Raw genomic sequence first — 20,181 nt, forward strand, 5'->3', positions numbered from 1 at the left:
CATGCGAGAGAACCAATCCGACGTCTTCGATCTGTTTTCGGAGATTTACGCCAACGCGGCCCAGGAAGAGATCAGCCTTCAGCAATATCTGCTAGCCTGCCGCGAGGACAAATCCATGTATGCCTCCGCGCCTGAGCGGATGGTCGAGGCAATAGGCGAGCCGAACCTGGTCGACACCAGCAAGGATGAGCGGCTCGGGCGCATCTTCTCGAACCGTACCATCAAGGTGTACCCCTCCTTCTCCGATTTCTACGGAATGGAGGATACGATCGAGCGCATTGCCGGATATTTCCGCTATGCCTCGCAGGGTCTCGAGGAGCGCAAGCAGATCCTCTATTTGCTCGGGCCGGTCGGCGGCGGCAAGTCCTCGCTTGCCGAACGGCTGAAGAAGCTCATGGAACAGCGCCCGATCTACACGCTGAAGGCCGGCACTCAGATCAGCCCGATTTTCGAATCGCCGCTCGGCCTGTTCCACCCCGATCGGATGGGCGATCTGCTGGAAGACAAGTACGGGATAGCCCGCCGTCGCCTGAATGGGCTCATCTCGCCCTGGGCGGCCAAACGGCTCGACGAACTGTCCGGCGACATTTCCAAATTCAGCGTGGTCAAGCTGTCGCCGTCGCGTCTGCGTCAGATCGCCATCGCCAAGACCGAGCCCGGCGACGAGAACAACCAGGACGTCTCGGCCCTGGTCGGCAAGGTCGACATCAGGCAACTGGAAAATTTCAGCCAATCCGATCCGGATGCCTATTCCTACAGCGGCGGCTTGAACCGGACCACGCAGGGCCTGCTCGAATTCGTCGAAATGTTCAAGGCGCCCATCAAGGTCCTGCACCCGTTGCTGACGGCAACCCAGGAAGGCAGCTACAACGGCACCGAGAATTTCGGCGCCTTCCCCTATCAGGGCATCGTCGTTGCCCACTCCAACGAATCGGAATGGCAGCAGTTCAAGAACAACAAGAACAATGAGGCCTTCCTCGACCGCATCCTCGTGGTCAAGGTTCCGTATTGCCTTCGCATCACTGAAGAAAGGCAAATCTACGAGAAGCTGCTGCGCGAAAGCGATCTGGCAAACAGCCCCTGTGCGCCCGAGGTGCTGGACATTCTCAGCCGTTTTACGGTCTCGACCCGCCTTGCCGAGCACGAGAATTCGCCGCTCTACACCAAGATGCGCGCCTATGACGGCGAGAACCTCAAGGAAATCGACCCGAAGGCGAAATCGGTCCAGGAATATCGCGATGCCGCGGGCGTCGACGAAGGCATGACCGGGGTCAGCACGCGTTTCGCCTTCAAGATCCTGTCGCAGACTTTCAACTACGACACCAAAGAGGTCGCCGCCGATCCCGTGCACCTGATGTACATCCTCGAGGAGGCGATCAAGCGCGAGCAATTCCCCAAGGAAACAGAAGCCGCGTACCTCGAGTTCATCAAATCGGAACTTGCAGCGCGCTACGCCGAGTTCATCGGCCACGAGATCCAGAAGGCCTATCTGGAATCGTATAGCGAGTACGGCCAGAACCTTTTCGACCGCTATATCGCCTACGCCGATGCCTGGATCGAGGACCAGGATTACAAGGATCCCGATACTGGCCAGATCCTCAATCGCGAGGTTCTGGACAAGGAATTGTCGCAGGTCGAAAAGCCGGCCGGCATCGCCAATCCCAAGGATTTCCGCAACGAAGTGGTCAAGTTCACGTTGCGCGCCCGCGCCCGCAATCATGGCCGCAACCCGTCCTGGACGAGCTATGAAAAGCTCCGCGAGGTGATCGAGAAGCGCATGTTCGGCCAGGTCGAGGATCTGTTGCCGGTGATCAGCTTCGGCTCCAAGCAGGACAGCGTCACGGAGAAGCGGCACAACGAATTCGTGCAGCGGATGGCGGAGCGCGGCTATACCCAGCGCCAGGTGCGCCGGCTGGTCGACTGGTATATGCGCGTGAACAAGGCTGGCTGAGCAAAGCCCGAACGGTTCCATGCCGATCTTCATCGACCGCCGCCTGAATCCGAAGGACAAGAGCCTGAGCAATCGTCAGCGCTTCCTCCGGCGCGCCCGGGAAGAGCTCAAGCGCAGCATTCGCGACCATGTCCGGACAGGCCGCATCGCCGAGGTCGACCGCGAGCATGCCGTGCCGATGCCCCGGAAAGGCACCAGCGAACCGACCTTCGGCGACGCCAAGGACAGCGGCCAGCGCCAGCACATCTTGCCCGGCAACAAATCGTTCAGTCCCGGCGATCTGATCCCCAAGCCTGGCGGCGGCGGCGCGGGCTCTTCGGCGCCGGGAACCACGGAATCCGAAGACGATTTTCGCTTTGTGCTGTCGCGCGAGGAAGTGCTCGACCTCTTCTTCGAAGATCTCGAACTGCCCGATCTGGTCAAGCTCAATCTCAAGCAGATACTGAGCTTCAAGCCAAGACGGGCAGGCTTCACGGCAAGCGGGGCGCCGACCAACATCAATGTCGGACGCACGATGCGAAACAGTCACGGGCGCCGCATCGCGCTCAGGCGTCCCAAGCAGGCGGAACTGGACGCGATCGCCAAGCTGATTGCCGAGCTGGAATCGAAGCCGGCAAGCCCGGCAATACGCGAACGCGCCGCGGCTCTACGCAAGGAGCTTGACCTGCTTGAGCGCCGGCGCAAGCGAATTGCCTTTGTCGACCCGGTCGACATCCGTTTCAATCGCTTCGACCCCCAGCCAGTGCCGAATGCGAGCGCGGTCATGTTCTGCCTGATGGACGTCTCTGGGTCGATGGGGGAGCGCGAGAAGGATCTGGCCAAACGCTTCTTCGTGCTGCTGCATCTATTCCTGACGCGACGTTATGAACGCACCGAGATCGTCTTCATTCGCCACACCCACGAGGCCAAGGAGGTGGACGAGCATACGTTCTTCTACCATACCCAAAGCGGCGGCACCGTCGTCTCCACAGCGCTCGAGGAAATGCATCGCATCATCGAGCAGCGCTATCCGGTCGCCGAATGGAATATCTATGCCGCCCAGGCTTCCGACGGCGACAATTTCGCCACCGATTCCGAGCGCTGCATAGAACTCCTCGACCGCAAGCTCATGCGCCTTTGCCAGTATTTCGCCTATGTGGAAATCATCGACGAGCGCGAAAGCCACATTTTCGGCTCGACCGAGAACGGAACGTCGCTCTGGCGCGCCTACAACGCCGTCGACGGGAAATGGCCGAATTTCCAGATGAGGCGCATCGCCGCTCCGGCCGATATCTATCCGGTCTTTCGCGAGCTCTTCGCCAGGCAGCCTGCGCTGCGCAAGAGTGCGTGAGGACACTGGGTCGATGGGATAGGAGCCGATGGTCAGTCAAGCGCGCAAATCCGAACTGCTGTTTTCCGGGTCGGACTGGGATTTTGCGAAACTGTCGCGCGTCTACGAAGAGATCGAGGCGATAGGGGTCGAAGAGCTTCGCCTCGACATCTATCCGGTGCAGATGGAGGTCATTTCCTCCGAGCAGATGCTCGACGCCTATTCCTCGGTCGGCATGCCGCTGATGTATCGGCATTGGTCGTTCGGCAAGCATTTCCTTTACAACGAGTTTCTCTACCGCAAGGGCGCGCGCGGTTTGGCCTATGAACTGGTCATCAACTCCAACCCCTGCATCGTCTACCTGATGGAAGAGAACACCATGGCCTTGCAGGCCCTGGTGACGGCCCATGCCGCGCTTGGCCACAACCATTTCTTCAAGAACAATCATCTCTTCCGGCAATGGACGGACGCGGGAGGCATCCTGAGCTATCTGGACTTTGCCAAAAGCTACATCGCCCGATGCGAGGAACGGCACGGCCTGGCGGCCGTGGAGGCGGTGCTCGATTCCGCCCACGCGCTGATGGAGCAAGGCGTCTTCCGCTACCATCGTCCGCCGAAGCTGTCGTCGGAGCAGCAGCGCGAAGGGCTTCGCGAGCGCCTCGAATATGAGGAGCGCTCCTATAATGATTTGTGGCGCACGCTGCCGCCGTCGCAGGGAAGGAACAAGCCAGAGGCAGCGGACGAAAGCCTTGCCGAGCGGAAGAAATCGCTCAATCTGCCCGAGGAGAACCTGCTCTACTTCCTGGAGAAGAACAGCCTGGTGCTCGAGCCCTGGCAGCGCGAGATCATCCGGATCGTGCGTGTGATTGCGCAATATTTTTACCCGCAGCGGCAGACCCAGGTGATGAACGAGGGCTGCGCCACCTTCGTGCACTACACGCTCATGAACATGCTTTTCGATCGTGGCCGCATCAGCGAAGGCGCCATGCTCGAGATCCTGCGCAATCATTCGAACGTGGTTTTCCAGCCTGCCTTCGACGATCCGCGTTTTTCCGGCATCAATCCCTATGCGCTGGGTCTCGGCATGATGCAGGACATCCAGCGCATCTCGACCGAGCCGACCGCGGAGGACCGCGACTGGTTTCCGGACATCGCCGGCCGCGGCGACTGGCGCGACACCTTGCTCGATGCCTGGGCCAACCACCGTGACGAATCCTTCGTCCGCCAGTATCTGAGCCCCGCCCTGATCCGGAAATGGCGGCTCTTCGTGCTGGCCGACGGCGCGGACGAGCCGCACTACGAAGTCGCCTCGATCCACAACGAGCGCGGCTACAGCAAGATACGGTCCGCGTTGGCCCAGAGCTACGACGTGGGTGCGAGCCGGCCCGATATCCAGGTGGTTGACGTCGACCTTCTGGGAGACCGGCATCTGCGGCTGCGGCACAATGTCAAGGACGGCATCCTGCTCGAGGACGAAAGCCGCGACGCGACCCTGCGCCATATCCGACGCCTATGGGGCTACGACGTCAGCCTGGCGGCAATGGATGCTGAAACCGGCGCGACGCTCAGCGAGCGCTCGACAAAGGAACTTTGAGATGGTTCCCGGTTGCACCAAGGCGCCCGGCAAGTTGCGTCTCAAGGAGCCACCTACAAATTCGTGCAGGCGATCTGCTATCCCGGCTTGACGATTGGCGGATTTGCCGGGATCGGCGGCGTCGTCGCGCTCGCGGTCCTGCTCTACGTGACGCCGCAACCCTCTAAAGGCCGAACGGATAGGTATCGGGAACGCCCGCCACTGCATGCTCCGGTCCAAGCGGCGTTACCGCTTCTGTTTCGTCGAACCAGACGAAGGCATCGAACTGCTGTGCAAGCGACACATCCGCATAATGGCTGCGCAATTCGGTTTCCGGCCGATAGATCACGCCAATAAAGCGCTCCAGCCGGCGCTCGAGAAGCCGGCTCCGCAAGGGTTCATCGCGCCTCAGGTCGAGCAGGAAGCGCGCGACGCCGCAATCGTGGCAGAGCCGCTCGTAGCTGTCGCCATGCGAAGGCCGCACTGCTTTCACTTCCATTTCGCCGTCCCAGTCCGAGGCTGCGGCAACGGTCCCGGAATGGGTGCCAAAGCCGATCAGGGCCACCTCGTTGCCGAATTGTTGCCGGCAGAGCTGGCCGATGTTCACCTCGTCCCGGACGATCCCCATTTCGGTGTAGCGGGCATCGCCGATGTGGGAATTGTGTGCCCATACCACCGCCCTGGCATCCGGGCCACGCGCCGCCAGCAGATGCTCCAGCGTCTCGAACATATGCGTATCGCGCAGATTCCACGATTGCGGGCCGCCATAGTACATGATGCGATAGTAACGCTCGGCCGAAGCGATGAGCCGGGCGTTTTGCGTAGCGTCGAACAGATCGGCGCCATCGCGCTCGGCGTGTTCGAGCTGCCTTGCCAGCAGGTCGCGGCACTGTTGCAGCACGGCCTCTTCGCATTTCTGATAGCCTTCGGTCAGCGCGGCGCGGCCATAAGTGGAAGGTTCACTCTGCCACGGCGTCAGGCAGCCATAGCGTTCACGGGCGACGCCTGCCGCTTGCGGATCGACGCGATCGAGGTATTTCAGGACCGCTGCGATGGATCCGCTCATGTTGTAGATATCGAGGCCATAGAAGCCTGCCTGACGGGACGATAGCCTGACGCGGCCGTTGTATTCTCGCTGCCACGCGACAAAGGCCGCGACATCCGTGTTGCGCCACATCCAGGTGGGAAATCTCTGGAATGGCGTATCTGGGCTGGCTGAAGCGGCGCGGTGGCGGACGTAACGGTCGATCGCCGCGGCATCGGGCCAGTCGGCCTCTACGGCCACAACAGTGAAGCCGTGCTTTTCGATGAGTCTGCGGGTAATCGCGGCGCGGGCCCGGTAGAACTCGGACGTACCGTGGCTGGCCTCGCCCAGCAGGACAACGCGCCGATCGGCAAACCGGTCGAACAACGCGCCGAATGCCGGATCATCGAATTCCGGGAGCGGCTCGGCCGCCGCGGCGATCATCTCCGGCAGGCTTCGGGCGCGGGCACGGCCGACAAGATGGCCGGTCGTGGCGAAGTTGCTGCCTTCAGGCCAGCCCTGCTCGCCGATCAGGGGAACAAATCTTACGCCGCCGAAATCCTCTTCGCTGTAAGTCGCGGCTCCTGTTCGCACGACCTTCAGAAGCCGCTGCTCATCCGGCTCGTCGCCGATTGGAATGACCAGCCTGCCGCCGACGTCGAGCTGTTCCTGCAGCGCAAGCGGTGCGCCTGGTCCGCCCGCCGCGACCAGGATGGCATCGAAAGGAGCTGCTTCGGGCCAGCCCTTGGTGCCGTCGCCGGTCCGCACCTCGATATTGCCGTAACCCAGCTTTTTGAACCGTTGCCTAGCCGTTTCAGCCAAGCCGGGGTGACGCTCGATCGTATAGACATGGTCGACGATGCGGCTCATCACGGCGGCCGCATAGCCGGAGCCCGTACCGACCTCAAGGACATGGTCCCCCGGCTCGAGCCCGGCCATGTCGATCATGAAGGCGACAATATAAGGCTGCGATATCGTCTGGCCGTCGGCGATCGGCAATGGCCCGTCTTCATAGGCGAATTCTTCAAAGCCAGGCTCGACGAACGCTTCACGCGGAACCTCGCGCATCGCGTGCAGAATCTCCCGATCGTGGATGCCACGGCGGCTGATGTGGACGTCGACCATTCGATTGCGTTCACGAGAAAGATCGAGCATTTTTTGCCTCCTTGGGGAACGCCGAGGCACTTGACCGCTATGTTTCCCGGGCTTGCGGCGGCGTCTTGAACGCGCTTCTCACGGATTGCCTCTCCAACTCATGCGAGGCCTCATGGTTCCGCGGCGGAGCCAGCGCTTGCCGCGCACCAAATCCGTTGTCGGCTCAATCCGGGGGGCTCAGTTGGACCGGATGATCCTAGCCGGTCGTCAATGAGCTCGTTGCCCTTCGGCAGGCTTTGCGGAAAATGGCGTAACGCAAGGCGAAGATCGCCATTTGCAGGCCGGTATCACCTGAGTATCAACGCGCCTTAACCCTCGCCGGCGGGACGGATCCTCAACCTCGCAATGCGGTTCTTGTCGCGCTTCATCACGACGAAACGCTTGCCGTGGAAGGTGAAGGCCTGCTTTTCCTCGGGGATCGTCTGCGTCTCGTGGATGACGAGGCCGGCGATCGTCGTCGCCTCCTCGTCCGGCAGATCCCAATCGAGCGCCCGGTTGAGGTCGCGGATCGGCACCGTGCCGTCGACGACGACCGAGCCGTCGGCCTCCTGCTTGACGCCTTGCATGTCGACATCGTGCTCGTCGGCAATCTCGCCGACGATCTCCTCGATGATGTCTTCCAGCGTCACCAGCCCTTCCATCTCACCATATTCGTCGACGACGATGGCGAAATGCGCCTTGCGGCGCAGGAAGGCGTTGAGCTGATCCTGCAAGGTGGTGGTGTCGGGCACAAACCATGGCTTCGACGCGATTTTTGTCACGTCGATCTTGGAAAAGTCGTTGCCGACCTCGTTGAGCGCCCTGAGCAGATCCTTGGCGTGCAGCACGCCGACGATGTTGTCGAGCGTGCCTTTCCAGAGTGGCATGCGGGTGTGCGGGCTCTGCAGGATCTCGCGCACCACCATTTCCGGCGGATCGTCGGCGTTGACCGAGCGCATGTTGGTGCGATGGACCATCACGTCCGAAACCTCGAGCTCCTCGAGATCGAACAGCGCGCCCAGCCGGTTGCGGTCCTCGCGCGCCTGCCCGTTGCGGCGGGTGTCGTCGCCGTTCTCGTCCGGCTCATCGTCCTCGGGCGCCGTCGGCTCGATCGGCTGCAGACTGTAGCCGAGCGCCGCGAACAGAGGGGTGCGCAAGAGAAGCGCCAGCACGATGATGGCGGCAAGGACGGCTGCGGCGATCCAGCCGGCGTCGATCATCCGGGATGGCTCGCCTTGAGGAAGGACAGCACTTCCGAGGGCGGCACGTCCTTGGCAATGAAGGCCTGGCCGACGCCGCGCGTCAGGATGAAGGTGAGCGCGCCGCGCGAGACCTTCTTGTCCTGGGTGATGAAGCCAAGCAGCGCCTCGGCATCCGGCAATTCGCCGGATATGTCGGCCATCCGCCAGGGCAGGCCGACGGCGCGAAGATGCGCTTCCACGCGCTCGGCATCGTCAGGGCTAGCCAGATTGAGGCGCGCCGAGAAGCGGTGCGCCAGCGCCATGCCGATGGCGACGCCCTCGCCATGGACGAGACGGGCGCCGTCGTAATTCGTGGCGGCTTCGAGCGCATGGCCGAAAGTGTGGCCGAGATTGAGCAGCGCGCGGTCGCCGGTCTCGAACTCGTCGCGGGCGACCACATCGGCCTTGGCCCGGCAGGCCTCGGCGATGCCTTCGGTCCGCTCCTGGCCGCCGGCGAACACTTTTTGCCAGTTCTCCTCCAGCCAGGCGAAGAAGCCGGGCCGGTCGATCAGCCCGTATTTGGCAAGCTCGGCATAGCCGGCGCGGAACTCGCGGATCGGCAGCGTGTCGAGCACGCCGGTGTCGGCCAACACCAGCTTGGGCTGGTTGAAGACCCCGACCAGGTTCTTGCCGCGTACGCTGTTGATGCCGGTCTTGCCGCCGACCGAAGAATCGACCTGCGCCAGCAGCGAGGTCGGCACCTGCACGAAATTCATCCCGCGCCGCACGATGCCGGCGGCGAAACCGGCAAGATCGCCGATGACGCCGCCGCCGAGTGCTATCACCACGTCGCGCCGTTCGAGCCTGGCGGCGAGCACGCCGTCGACGACCTCTTCGAGGTGGGCGAAGCTCTTGGTCTTTTCGCCGGCCGGCAACGTGATGACGGCGGCCTGGATGCCGCCTTTTTCCAGGCCGGCCCTCAGCGTTTCGAGATGCGCTGCGGCGACATTCTCGTCGGTGACGATGGCCGCCCGTGTGCCGGGAAGGCGGCCCGCGATTTCGGTTCCGGCGCCGGAAAGCAGGCCGGGCCCGATCAGTATGTCATAAGCACGGTCGCCGAGCCCGACCTCGACCTTCACCGGTTCGGCGTGGCTCACGGCTCTACCTCGTCGTCGCTGGTGGCGATTGCCGCGATCCCGAGATAGGCGCAAAGCGCGCACACCACCTCGCCGGCGATGACTTCCTTGCGGTCGTCGCGGGTCGAAACGGTGATGTCGGCCGTGGCATAGACCGGATAGCGCTCGCCCATCAGCTTCTCCAGCACGCCGCGCGGATCGGGATTCTTCAACAGCGGCCGGTTCTGCTTCTTCGAAACCCGCTCCATCAGGAGATCGAGATCGGCCTTCAGCCAGACCGAGACACCATGGCCGGCGACCGCCTCGCGCGTCTGCGCGTTCATGAAGGCACCGCCGCCGGTCGACAGCACCTGCGGACCGTTCTCGAGCAGCCGCAGGATCACCCGCTGCTCCAGCGCCCGGAACTCAGGCTCGCCATAGCGCTCGAACAGCTCCGGCACGGTCATGCGCGATACGCTCTCGATCTCCTGGTCGCTGTCGATGAAGGGCAGCGAAAGCATCGCCGCCACCTTGCGGCCGATCGCCGTCTTGCCGGCGCCCATCAGGCCGACAAAGACGATGGAGCGGCTGCCGAGGCACTCGAGCAGCGCGACACGGCCTTCGTCCGGCGGATTTGCTGGTAGCGCGTTCATGCGGAACCCTCTTTGCGCCGTATCGACATCAAAAGCCTGTTTGCGTCAAGCAGGGCCCCGCAGGCGGGCCTGATCGTGCGGCTTTCCTTCGAGAACCTTCGCCGACAAATCCTTTGCCCAAATCCTTCGTCCTTGAATTGGCCGGATTGGCGTCCCATAAGGGCACAGGGTTTGGAATCGCAGAACAAGAAGACGGGCGAAGATTGAATGCCGACATTGTTTCGGTTTGTCGTGACGCTGGCGGTTCTTGCAGGCGTCACCTATGGCGCGATGTTCGCGCTGGCGATGTTCGTGGAGCCGAAGAAGGCGGAAATGAGCGTGCGCATTCCCGCCGAAAAGCTCAATCCGAAGAAGAACTGACCCAGGCCAGATGAACAGCGCGGCCCGCATCGAAGCCTTTCTGGAGATGATGAGCGCCGAGCGGGGTGCGGCCGAGAATACGCTGTCCTCCTACCGCCGCGACCTGGAAGACGCCTCCGAAGCCATCGGCGGCGGACTGGCGGGAGCGGGAGCGGAGAATATCCGCGCCTATCTCGACGACATCGCCGCGCGCGGCTTCGCCCCGACCTCGCAGGCGCGCAAATTGTCGGCAATCCGCCAGTTCTTCAAGTTCCTTTACGCCGAAGGCCTGCGCGGCGACGACCCGACCGGCACGCTGGACAGTCCGAGGAAGGGCCGGCCGCTGCCGAAGACCATGACCGAAGCCGAGACCGGTCGCATGCTCGACCGTGCGGCGGAGGAGGCGGACGGCGGCGCGCCGGACGATGATCGGCTGGCGGCGCTACGCCTGCACGCGCTGGTCGAGGTGCTCTATGCCACGGGCCTGCGCGTTTCCGAATTGGTCGGCCTGCCGGTGACGGTCGCGCTGCGCGACGACCGTTTCTTCATGGTGCGCGGCAAGGGCGACAAGGAGCGCATGGTGCCGCTGTCGGCCAAGGCGCGCGCCGCGATGCGGGCATGGCTTTCGGAGCGGGCAACCAGGCCGGCCTTTGCCGACAGCCCCTACCTATTTCCCGCCTCATCTGATAGCGGCCATCTTTCCCGGCAGGTTTTCGCGCGCGATCTCAAAGGTTTGGCGGCGCGGGCCGGCATCGCCTCGGCCAAGATCTCGCCGCATGTTCTGCGCCATGCCTTTGCCAGCCATCTCCTGCAGAACGGCGCCGATCTTAGAGCCGTGCAGCAACTGCTTGGCCATGCCGATATCTCCACCACGCAGATCTACACCCATGTGCTGGAGGAGCGGCTGGTGCGGCTGGTCAACGATCATCATCCGCTTGCCGACTAGGCCTCATATCGCTATGTGAGGGCGACGTTCCACCGCCCGGAGCCAGCATTTCCATGGTTCCGCCAGCCATTGCCTTCCGACGGATCGGTCCGCCCAAGCATGTACAATTACCTCGATTTCGAAAAGCCGGTGCAGGATCTGGAGCTCAAGATCCTTGAGCTGAAGAAGCTCGCGGAGAACGGCGAGGCGGTCGATGTCGCCGACGAGATCAGCAGGCTGGAAAAGCGTTCGCGCGATGCGCTGCGCGACCTCTATAAGGCGCTCACCCCGTGGCAGAAGGTGCAGGTGGCCCGCCATCCGGACCGGCCGCACTGCCTCGACTACATCAAGGGCCTGTTCAGCGATTTCACGCCTTTGGCCGGCGACCGCAATTTCGGCGACGACCAGGCGATCGTCGGCGGCTTCGCGCGCTTCCGCGGCGAGCCGGTGGCGGTGATCGGCCAGGAGAAGGGTTCCGACACGGCAAGCCGCATAAAGCACAATTTCGGCTCGGTGCGGCCTGAAGGCTACCGCAAGGCGGTGCGATTGATGGAGCTTGCCGATCGCTTCAGCATCCCGCTCTTGACGCTGGTGGACACCGCCGGCGCCTATCCCGGCGTCGGCGCCGAGGAGCGCGGCCAGGCCGAGGCCATCGCGCGCTCGACCTCGGCCTGCCTGGCGCTGAAGGTGCCGTCGATCTCCGTCGTCATCGGCGAAGGCGGCTCCGGCGGCGCCATCGCGATCGCCACCGCCAACCGCGTCTACATGCTGGAGCACGCCATCTATTCGGTGATCTCGCCCGAGGGCGCGGCCTCGATCCTTTGGCGCGACACCACCCGTTCCAAGGACGCGGCGACCAACATGAAGATCACCGCCCAGGATCTTCTCGAAATGAAGATCATCGACGCCATCGTTCCCGAGCCGATGGGCGGCGCCCAGCGTGCGCCGGAAACGGTGATTGCCGCCACCGGCGACCTGATCGCCAAGACGATGAGGGACTTTGCCGGCGCCAACGTCGACTTCCGCGAGCAGCGCCGCGAGAAATATCTGGCGATGGGCCGCAGCCTTTAATCGGGCCGCTCGCGGTAAACTGTGGCGGCAACGAACAATTTCGCCACAAAAATGCCGCCGCATTCGGCTCAATGAAAATATCCGTGAGGGGTTGGCCGATGCTTGCGGTAAGGAATTTTCAAGGTTAACGGGCTTACGGTTCATTGGTGTTCAGCCTGCGGGCCAGGCCATGCCGAAGCCGTTGGCCCGAGAGAAAAGACGTAGCCGTATCGATGTTTGCCAAGCTTGCCCGCACCGGAGTCCTGATCGCCGCGATAGGCGTCGCCGGCTGCAATGATTCGTCGATGAAGGATTTTGCGCCGGAGGCCAACAAGCCGCTGCCGGACAAGATCCTTGCCGACATGAGGGCGAAGGGCATGGTGCGCACTTCGTCGGTGATGGCACGCATCTTCAAGGAAGAAGGCAAGCTGGAGATCTGGAAGGCCAAGACCAACGGCCGCTACGATCTCGTCGCCAGCTACGACATCTGCAAATGGTCGGGCAAGCTCGGTCCCAAATACACCGAGGGCGACCGCCAGGCGCCAGAAGGCTTCTACACGGTGCGTCCCTCGCAGATGAATCCGCGCTCGAACTACCACCTGTCCTTCAACATCGGCTTCCCCAACGCCTATGATCGCGCCAACGGCCGCACCGGCGCCAACCTGATGGTGCACGGCGCCTGTTCGTCCTCCGGTTGCTATTCGATGACCGATGCGCAGATCGAGCAGATCTATGCCTTCGGCCGTGATGCTTTCCAGGGCGGCCAGACCGAGTTCCAGATCCAGGCCTTTCCGTTCCGCATGACCGCCGCCAACATGGCGCGCTACCGCAACGACCCGAACTACGAGTTCTGGAAGATGCTGAAGGTCGGCTACGACAATTTCGAGATTACCAAGGTGCCGCCGAAGGTTGACGTCTGCGAGAAACGTTACGTCTTCAACCAGGTCGCGCCCGAAGGCACGACCTTCAACCCGACCGGCCCCTGCCCTGAAACGACGCAGCCCGACTCGCTGAAGACGGCGTATGCCAACTATGAGAAGAGCTACGACGCGGCCTTCAACTCGGCTGTGAAGTCGAGCACCCCGGCACCCAAGCCGACCATTGCCGGTATCAAGGAAGCCAGCATCGTTTCCGATTGGTCGAAGCGCCGCGCCCGCGGCGAGCGCGTGCCGATCGACCCGCCGTCGATGAATTCCGACGGCTCGGTGACGGAGACGACGCGCATGGGCCGCATCGATTCCCCGCTTGGCCGGAAGATGGCGGCGATCGACGCGGAGAAGGAAGCCAAGCGCAAGGCCGAGGAGCAGCGGCTGGCCGCGATCGAGGCGGCCAAGGCCGCCAAGGAAGCTGCCAAGGCGCAGGCTCTGGCCGAAAAGGAAGCCGCCAAGCAGGCGGCTCAGCAGCCGGTGGTCACCGCGGGCGTCGAGGTCGCGCCGGGCCAGCCGGCGGCTGAGACCCAGGCGGCGAGCGCCGACGAAGGCACAGTCTCGAAGCTGAAGAAGAAGCTACTCGGCATGTTCGGCGGCTAGATTTTTCGATCTTGGCCAGATCAACCGCTATCTACGATTTGAAGGGGCTGAACTGCCCGTTGCCGGTGCTCAAGGCGCGCAAACGCCTGGCCGCGATGCGGCCCGGCAGCCGTCTGTGGCTGGAAACCACCGACCCGCTGGCCGTGATCGACATTCCGGCCTTCTGCGCCGATGCCGGCCACCAACTGATCGAGACGGCCACGATTGCCGGCGGCCATCGTTTCCTGGTCGAACGCGGCACGGCGGCCTGAACCAGGTCTTTCGTCTTACAGTCCGGCAATCGCCAGCGGATTGGCCTCCAGCGCCGCCCGGTCGGGCGTGTCGATCGACGGCTTGTTGGTGAAGGCGGCGAACAGCCGCTGGATATAGTCTTGCGGCATATCAAGCGTGATCAGCACCAGCCGGGTGCCGCGCTGCCCGTCCGGCCAGGCCGGCAGCCTTGCCGGCGGATGCAGGACCTTCTGCACGCCGTGGATGACCAGCGGCAGTGACGGATCTTCCATCAGCTCGATGACGCCCTTCATGCGCAGCAGTTTCTCGCCATGCGTCGAGCGCAACAAATCGAGGAACATCTCGATCGCCGAGAACGGCACTGGTCCATTGTGGACGAGCGAGTGGGAATGTACGCGGCTGTCGTGGCGATGGTCGTGATGATGGTGGCTGTGATCGTGGCCATCGTCGTGGTGATTATGATCGTGATCATGCGCTGCCTCTTCGCCGAGCCAGCGCCGCACATCGGCGCTCTTGGTTTCGGGATTGTAGAGGCCGCAATTGAACAACGATGCCGCGTCGGCAGCGGTATCATTGACGTCGAGCAGGACGGCGCTCGGGTTTATCTGATGAAGTCGCGCCCGCAGGGCCTCGACACCGCTTGCCTCCGTGAGATCGGTCTTGGTCAGCACGATGCGATCGGCGACCGCCGCCTGCTTCACCGCTTCCACATGCGCATCGAGCGTGGCCTCGCCGTTGACGGCATCGACCAGCGTGATGACGCCGTCGAGCCGGAAAGCCTGCAGCAGCGCCGGATGCGCCATGATCGACTGCAGCACCGGCGCAGGGTCGGCAAGCCCCGTGGTTTCTACGACGACGCGCGCCAGCTTGGCGATGCGGCCGGTCTGCAGCCGGTCGACGAGATCGGCCAGCGTGTCGACAAGGTCGCCGCGCACCGTGCAGCAGAGGCAGCCGTCGGAAAGCTGGATGATGCCGTCCGAAGCCTGCTCGACCAGAAGATGGTCGATCGCCACCTCGCCGAACTCGTTGATGATGACGGCCGTGTCGGCAAGCGCCGGATCCTTGAGCAGCCGGTTGAGCAGCGTCGTCTTGCCGGCGCCGAGAAAGCCGGTGAGCACCGAGACGGGAATGGGAAAGCCGCCGCGCCTCTGCCCTGTCATCGCTAGTTCGCCGCCTTGGTCGATTGATCTCCCTGCGCCGCGGCGGAAGCGGTGGCGGCGGGTGCGGCGCCGGCCGGCAGCGGCATGTCGGGCCGCCAGGTCGGCAGCGGCACATCGGCATAGTTCTGATCGGCCTGGTCGACGAAGGCCTTGGGCGCCGGTCCGGTCGCACCGCCGAGGCCGACCGCGATCAGCGTCGGATGGTCGAGCTTCACCTGATAGGGCGATTTCGGCTTGTCCTTGGCGGCGACGGTCGGCGCTGCCTCGGATTGCTCTTCCTTCGGCTTCTTCTTGCAGATCTCGTCATGCAAATCGTTGGGCGACAGCGTGTCGCCATAGGGCTTGAGCGCCGCGAGCGTCGTCGCGCCGGCTGCCGGCGCATCAAAACCCTGGTCGAGCAGTTTCGCCGCCGTTTCGGCGCGGCTGATCGCTGATTTTTCGCCGAGCACGACGGCGACCAGCGTGCGGCCATTGCGGGTCGCCGAGCCGATCATGTTGAAGCCCGACGAGCAGACGAAGCCGGTTTTCATGCCGTCGGCGCCCGGATAGCGGCCGATCAGGAGATTGTAGTTGGGAAGCGCCTTCTTGCCGACCGCAAGCCCCTCGATGGAGAACCACGGCGCATATTGCGGAAAATCGTTGCGGAGCGCCGTCACCAGGACGGCAAGGTCGCGCGCGGTCGTGTATTGGTCCGGCGAATAGAGCCCGTTCGGATTGACGAAATGCGTTCCGACCATGCCGAGCCTGGCGGCCTCGGCATTCATGCGGTCGGCGAAGGCCGCCTGCGATCCGCCGATGTTCTCGCCCACCGCCATGGCGATGTCGTTGGCCGACTTGACCAGCATCATCTTCAGCGCATTGTCGAGCCGCATCACCGAGCCCGGCTTGAAGCCCATCTTGCTCGGCGGCTCGCCGGCGGAATGTTTCGTCACCTTGATCGGCGAATCGAGCGCAACTTCGCCGGCTGCGATCGCCCGGAACGTGACATAGGCCGTCATCAGCTTGCTCAGCGAGGCCGGGTACCAGCGCTTGAAGGCGTCCTGGTGCTCCAGAACCTTGCCGCTCTTCAGGTCGAACAGCACCACCGGATTGGCGCGCGCGGCGCCGGAAAGCACCGGCAGTGCCAGCGCCGCCGCAAGCAATAGGTTGAAGAAATGCCTTTGCCGCATAATCAAATCCGAAATCGCCTCTTGCCGTAATCGCCGCTGGCTCCGTAAGATTTCGTTACGCGATAGCCAGCATGGTGCGGACCGACCCTCGACCCCGGACCGCATTATGCGGTGCTATTTACCCTATGTGACGCCAAAATGGCAAAGCGCCAGGCAATCACAATTGCCGGGCAGCGGCCCTGAGCCGCCTGCCCCAACAAAGAGATGGACCGATTATGCCAATTCTCAACCGTGCCGCGGAAATGCAGGAAGAAGTCGCCGGCTGGCGGCGCCATCTGCACCAGACGCCGGAACTGAACTTCGACGTCTTCCAGACCGCCGCCTTCGTCACCGACAAGCTGCAGGCCTTCGACTGCGACGAGGTTGTGACGGGGCTCGGCAAGACCGGCGTCGTCGGCATCATCCGCGGCCGCAAGGGCGAGGGTCCGACCATCGGCCTGCGCGCCGACATGGACGCGCTGCCGATCGCCGAGATCACCGGCAAGCCCTATGCGTCGACCGCCCCGGGCAAGATGCACGCCTGCGGCCATGACGGCCACACCGCCATGCTGCTCGGCGCCGCCAAATATCTTGCCGAGACGCGAAATTTTGCCGGCTCGGTGGCGGTGATCTTCCAGCCGGCCGAGGAAGGCGGCGGCGGCGGCAACGAGATGGTCAAGGACGGCATGATGGAGCGCTTCGGCATCTCGAAGGTGTTCGGCATGCACAACATGCCCGGCCTTCCCGTCGGCGAGTTCGCCATCAAGCCCGGCCCGATCATGGCGGCGACCGCCGAATTCACCATCACCGTCAAGGGGCGCGGCGGCCACGCGGCCATGCCGCACGGCACGATCGACCCGATCGTCATCACCAGCCAGTTGGTCGGCGCGCTGCAGACCATTGCTTCCCGCAGCACCGATCCGGTCGAGGCCGTCGTCGTGTCGGTGACCAAGTTTCACGCCGGCGATGCCTACAACGTCATTCCCGAGAAGGCCGAGATCGCCGGCACGGTGCGCACGTTGAAGAAGGAAGTGGCCAGGAAAGCGGAAGAGCGCATCCGCGCCATCTGCGCCGGCCTGGCGTCGGCCTTCGGCGCGACGATCGAGGTCGACTACGACGCCAACTATCCCGTCACCTTCAACCATGCGGAAGAGACGGTCTTCGCCAGCGACATCGCCGCCGACGTCGCCGGCGACGCCCATGTCCACCGCGCCATCCAGCCGGTGATGGGCGGCGAGGATTTTTCCTACATGCTGGAAGCGCGCCCCGGCGCCTTCATCTTCATCGGTAACGGCGACTCAGCCGGCCTCCACCATCCGGCCTACGACTTCAACGACGAAGTCATCCCGCACGGCATGAGCTACTGGGTGCGGCTGGCCGAGACGGCGCTCGCCGCCTGAGCGCCTCCGCGGCGCGGCGGCGAGATTTGCCTCGCCGCCCACTCGCCCGGCGCCACGGAGCAAAGTGCCGCTCGGCACGCCAGCAACGCCTCTTGGCGAACGGGCCCGAAGCGTTTATGTGTCGGGCCGCGTGGTCCCGTAGCTCAGTAGGATAGAGCGGCAGATTCCTAATCTGTAGGTCACAGGTTCGATTCCTGTCGGGATCACCAAAGTTTTCAATGACTTAGCGGGTGGTCCGCCGTACTTTTTCTGAAGATTAGTACGGCGATTTGGGTGAATGTGAGCATCAGACCTTCTATCGCTGATACAGACGCGGTTGCGGCGCTGTGATTTGGCAGGTCAACCTCTAACGCCCGAAAGGTTACAACAGGCTCGAAGAGCATGCCAAAACTTGATTTAATTGACTTTTTGCGGGGTCGGAATCGAACCCGAGTCTGAACACTCCTGCGCAGCACCGCCGGCATTTTCAACAATGCGATCTCAACCGGCACACCTACAACTTCCCTCTTTGAATGCGCGCTCGATCTGATCGATCAAGGGTTTCACGAGATGGACAGCACGTGCGGTTGCCGGCGTTGGTAAACGCTCGAAAAGTGGAATGATGCGGTTGGGCTGCGATTCATTCGCGTCGCTGAAGTCAGAACCAGAAGACCTTGAAGGCACCCGCATCCGCTTGTGCATCAACGTCGGTGATCAGCATATGCCCTGGCGATACTGTGATCGAGATCGCGAGTTCGGCGCGGGCGAGAGCGTCTTGCGCGGTTAGGCTGCTGGCCCAGAACACCGGGACTTCCCCGTCCATGATTTCGACGGCATCGCCCCAGTCGGGAGCCATCAGATCTCTTATTCCGATAATGGATGGCTCCCCGACATGGATAGGAGAGCCGTGGGCAAGCGGGAAGCGTGCGGTGAGGGCGCGAGCTTTGTCGACATCGCACCGTCTTATGGGACGCATGGAGACGACCATCTCGCCGCCAAACGGTCCTGCGCCGCATGTCATGATGCTGGTCCGAAACTTGGGGAGGGCCTTGCCGTTGCCGATGCTGCGAAGTTTGACCCCCTTTTCGATGAGGGCCGCTTCGACGGTAAGCGAACTGCCGAGCGCGAAAGCGGCAAAATCATCCCGCCACAGGTCGATGATATCTGTCTTCTGACGGATCACTTCCCCGAAGTAGTAGATGTTGTACTGGGGAGCATCGGTACGGATATCGATATCACCCAGCGCTGGAAGCAATGGGCTGCCGGCACGGCTTACCCCCACCAATGGACAGGCTTTGGGATTGCGGACGCAAAACCGGTGGAAATCGCCAGCAAAGCGACGGGGCACAATCACAACATTTGCCTGGAGCTTGCCGCTCGCAAGCCCTCCCGTATGCCCTTCATAAGCGCCCATCCTAACCAGTCTGCGCAGCTTATCCGCACCGACCAGTCGCAAATTGTCATAGAACAATGAAGTGGTCTGGCGAGGCATGGCTTCCGGGAGTATGCACGTTTCACAGACACGTCGAAAGAGCGCAAGATCATCGGCAGGATAGCCGCTTGTCAAATTGTCAGAATCTTTCCTCTTCGATAAATTGTATTTATTGGTTAGGCGGCGAACGATCGACTATTAGCATTTTTGCATAGACATACTGACTCTCACTGACAACTCAGGCAGCCGATCGCTTCTATCTGACGGCCTGCCTCCCGTAGGAAACCGAGGTCACGGTTCATGTAGGAGAGCAGGAAAGCCGCGTAGAGGACAAAGACGAGGCTGAAGACCAGCGTCTTGACGACCAGCGAAAGCGCAAAAACATTGAGGTGCGGCGAGGCGCGCGCCAGGAAGGCCAGCACGATGTCGGACAAGAGCATGCTGATGATGAGCGGGAAAACGAGTGTCAGCGCCATCACCAGAATGCGGTTCAGCAGACCGAGAAAGATTCCGGCCGCGTCCTTGCTGAACACCGGCAGAAGTTGGTCGATCGGCCAAAGGCCATAGCTGTCGTAGAGACCGGTCAGGGAAAGTTGCAGGCCGCCGGCTGCGAGGTAGATCGTGACCATGATCACGGCGAGCAAGGTGCCTGTGGCCCCCGTCTCATGGGTCATCATCGGATCGATCAGCGTCCCCATCGTGGAACCGCGCTGCAAATCCAGGATATCGCCCGCGGCCTCCGCCGCCCAGAACGGTATGCCCATCGCCAGCCCGAGTGTTGTCCCGACCACGACCTCCTTGAGCATGTAGAGCACGATCATCGTCGTCTGGAGATCGGTGCTCGTCAGCTTGTTCACGATCATCGGAAAGACCGGAACCGCCAGCGCCAGCGCCACACCGCTGCGCAGAAGCCCAGACAGCGGCACGCGCGAAAAGAGCGGCATCAGGAGCATGAACCCGGTCATGCGTGCGAGCGCGAAAGCGCCAGCCAGGAGGTAGAACTGAAGTTCCTTGACCGAGGTGAAGATTGGTTCGACCGGCATCCGCG

At 62.7% G+C, this 20,181-nt stretch carries 17 protein-coding genes and 1 tRNA gene; 10 read left to right on the top strand and 8 right to left on the bottom strand.

Annotated features, from left to right (window positions below; all coding sequences use genetic code 11):
* Position 1 precedes the first annotated feature (1 nt).
* The 3 genes from AU465_RS19785 to AU465_RS19795 are packed head-to-tail and all read left to right on the top strand — an operon-like array spanning position 2 to position 4,854.
* Positions 2 to 1,951, top strand: a complete 1,950-nt coding sequence (locus tag AU465_RS19785) for a PrkA family serine protein kinase (protein WP_192251619.1) — start codon at positions 2 to 4, stop codon at positions 1,949 to 1,951.
* Between the two features lie 19 nt (positions 1,952 to 1,970).
* Positions 1,971 to 3,281, top strand: a complete 1,311-nt coding sequence (locus AU465_RS19790) for a YeaH/YhbH family protein (RefSeq protein ID WP_192251622.1) — start codon at positions 1,971 to 1,973, stop codon at positions 3,279 to 3,281.
* 28 nt (positions 3,282 to 3,309) lie between these two features.
* Positions 3,310 to 4,854, top strand: coding sequence for a SpoVR family protein (locus AU465_RS19795; protein ID WP_192251625.1), 1,545 nt, complete (start codon positions 3,310 to 3,312; stop codon positions 4,852 to 4,854).
* Positions 4,855 to 5,017: 163 nt separating this feature from the next.
* Here AU465_RS19795 and AU465_RS19800 read toward each other — a convergent pair whose 3' ends face one another.
* The 4 genes from AU465_RS19800 to AU465_RS19815 all read right to left on the bottom strand — a co-directional run bounded on the left by AU465_RS19800 (position 5,018) and on the right by AU465_RS19815 (position 9,940).
* On the bottom strand, positions 5,018 to 7,012 hold the full coding sequence (locus AU465_RS19800; protein ID WP_192251627.1) for a protein-L-isoaspartate(D-aspartate) O-methyltransferase: 1,995 nt from the start codon (positions 7,010 to 7,012) through the stop codon (positions 5,018 to 5,020).
* 308 nt (positions 7,013 to 7,320) lie between these two features.
* Complete coding sequence (locus AU465_RS19805; protein WP_192251636.1) at positions 7,321 to 8,211, bottom strand: HlyC/CorC family transporter; 891 nt, start codon at positions 8,209 to 8,211, stop codon at positions 7,321 to 7,323.
* Positions 8,208 to 9,329 carry a 3-dehydroquinate synthase gene (gene aroB, locus AU465_RS19810; protein WP_192251639.1) on the bottom strand — a complete coding sequence of 374 codons (1,122 nt, stop codon included), beginning with the start codon at positions 9,327 to 9,329 and terminating at the stop codon, positions 8,208 to 8,210. The genes AU465_RS19805 and aroB overlap by 4 nt, the downstream gene beginning before the upstream one ends.
* Positions 9,326 to 9,940, bottom strand: coding sequence for a shikimate kinase (locus AU465_RS19815; protein WP_192251642.1), 615 nt, complete (start codon positions 9,938 to 9,940; stop codon positions 9,326 to 9,328). Before AU465_RS19815 ends, aroB begins: the two co-directional genes overlap by 4 nt.
* A gap of 207 nt (positions 9,941 to 10,147) precedes the next feature.
* On the opposite strand from AU465_RS19815, the gene AU465_RS19820 reads away from it, so the two are divergent.
* The 5 genes from AU465_RS19820 (at position 10,148) to AU465_RS19840 (ending at position 14,034) form a co-directional block, all read left to right on the top strand.
* Complete coding sequence (locus AU465_RS19820) at positions 10,148 to 10,300, top strand: histidine kinase (protein ID WP_192251645.1); 153 nt, start codon at positions 10,148 to 10,150, stop codon at positions 10,298 to 10,300.
* Positions 10,301 to 10,310: 10 nt separating this feature from the next.
* Positions 10,311 to 11,225, top strand: a complete 915-nt coding sequence (locus AU465_RS19825) for a site-specific tyrosine recombinase XerD (RefSeq protein ID WP_192251648.1) — start codon at positions 10,311 to 10,313, stop codon at positions 11,223 to 11,225.
* Positions 11,226 to 11,324: 99 nt separating this feature from the next.
* Positions 11,325 to 12,275: an acetyl-CoA carboxylase carboxyltransferase subunit alpha gene (locus AU465_RS19830; protein ID WP_192251651.1), complete on the top strand. Its 951-nt coding sequence runs from the start codon at positions 11,325 to 11,327 to the stop codon at positions 12,273 to 12,275.
* Positions 12,276 to 12,487: 212 nt separating this feature from the next.
* Positions 12,488 to 13,783: a L,D-transpeptidase family protein gene (locus AU465_RS19835; RefSeq protein WP_192251656.1), complete on the top strand. Its 1,296-nt coding sequence runs from the start codon at positions 12,488 to 12,490 to the stop codon at positions 13,781 to 13,783.
* An 11-nt stretch (positions 13,784 to 13,794) separates the two neighbouring features.
* Entirely contained in the window at positions 13,795 to 14,034 is a 240-nt protein-coding gene (locus tag AU465_RS19840; protein WP_192251659.1) for a sulfurtransferase TusA family protein, read from the top strand.
* Between the two features lie 15 nt (positions 14,035 to 14,049).
* Here AU465_RS19840 and AU465_RS19845 read toward each other — a convergent pair whose 3' ends face one another.
* Both AU465_RS19845 and AU465_RS19850 read right to left on the bottom strand, forming a co-directional pair.
* Positions 14,050 to 15,174, bottom strand: a complete 1,125-nt coding sequence (locus AU465_RS19845) for a CobW family GTP-binding protein (RefSeq protein ID WP_192251662.1) — start codon at positions 15,172 to 15,174, stop codon at positions 14,050 to 14,052.
* 2 nt (positions 15,175 to 15,176) lie between these two features.
* Positions 15,177 to 16,343, bottom strand: a complete 1,167-nt coding sequence (locus tag AU465_RS19850; protein WP_192251665.1) for a D-alanyl-D-alanine carboxypeptidase family protein — start codon at positions 16,341 to 16,343, stop codon at positions 15,177 to 15,179.
* 215 nt (positions 16,344 to 16,558) lie between these two features.
* Here AU465_RS19850 and AU465_RS19855 point away from each other — a divergent pair, with 215 nt between their 5' ends.
* Entirely contained in the window at positions 16,559 to 17,722 is a 1,164-nt protein-coding gene (locus AU465_RS19855; protein ID WP_192251668.1) for a M20 aminoacylase family protein, read from the top strand.
* A gap of 132 nt (positions 17,723 to 17,854) precedes the next feature.
* A tRNA-Arg gene (locus AU465_RS19860) sits at positions 17,855 to 17,931 on the top strand.
* A gap of 428 nt (positions 17,932 to 18,359) precedes the next feature.
* On the opposite strand, the gene AU465_RS19865 is transcribed toward AU465_RS19860, so the two are convergent.
* Entirely contained in the window at positions 18,360 to 19,193 is an 834-nt protein-coding gene (locus tag AU465_RS19865; RefSeq protein WP_192251671.1) for a D-glutamate cyclase family protein, read from the bottom strand.
* Positions 19,194 to 19,360: 167 nt separating this feature from the next.
* On the bottom strand, positions 19,361 to 20,176 hold the full coding sequence (gene sctT, locus AU465_RS19870; protein WP_192251674.1) for a type III secretion system export apparatus subunit SctT: 816 nt from the start codon (positions 20,174 to 20,176) through the stop codon (positions 19,361 to 19,363).
* Positions 20,177 to 20,181 lie beyond the last annotated feature (5 nt).

Source organism: Mesorhizobium silamurunense (assembly GCF_014843905.1).
GTDB classification, from domain to species: Bacteria; Pseudomonadota; Alphaproteobacteria; order Rhizobiales; family Rhizobiaceae; genus Mesorhizobium; species Mesorhizobium silamurunense.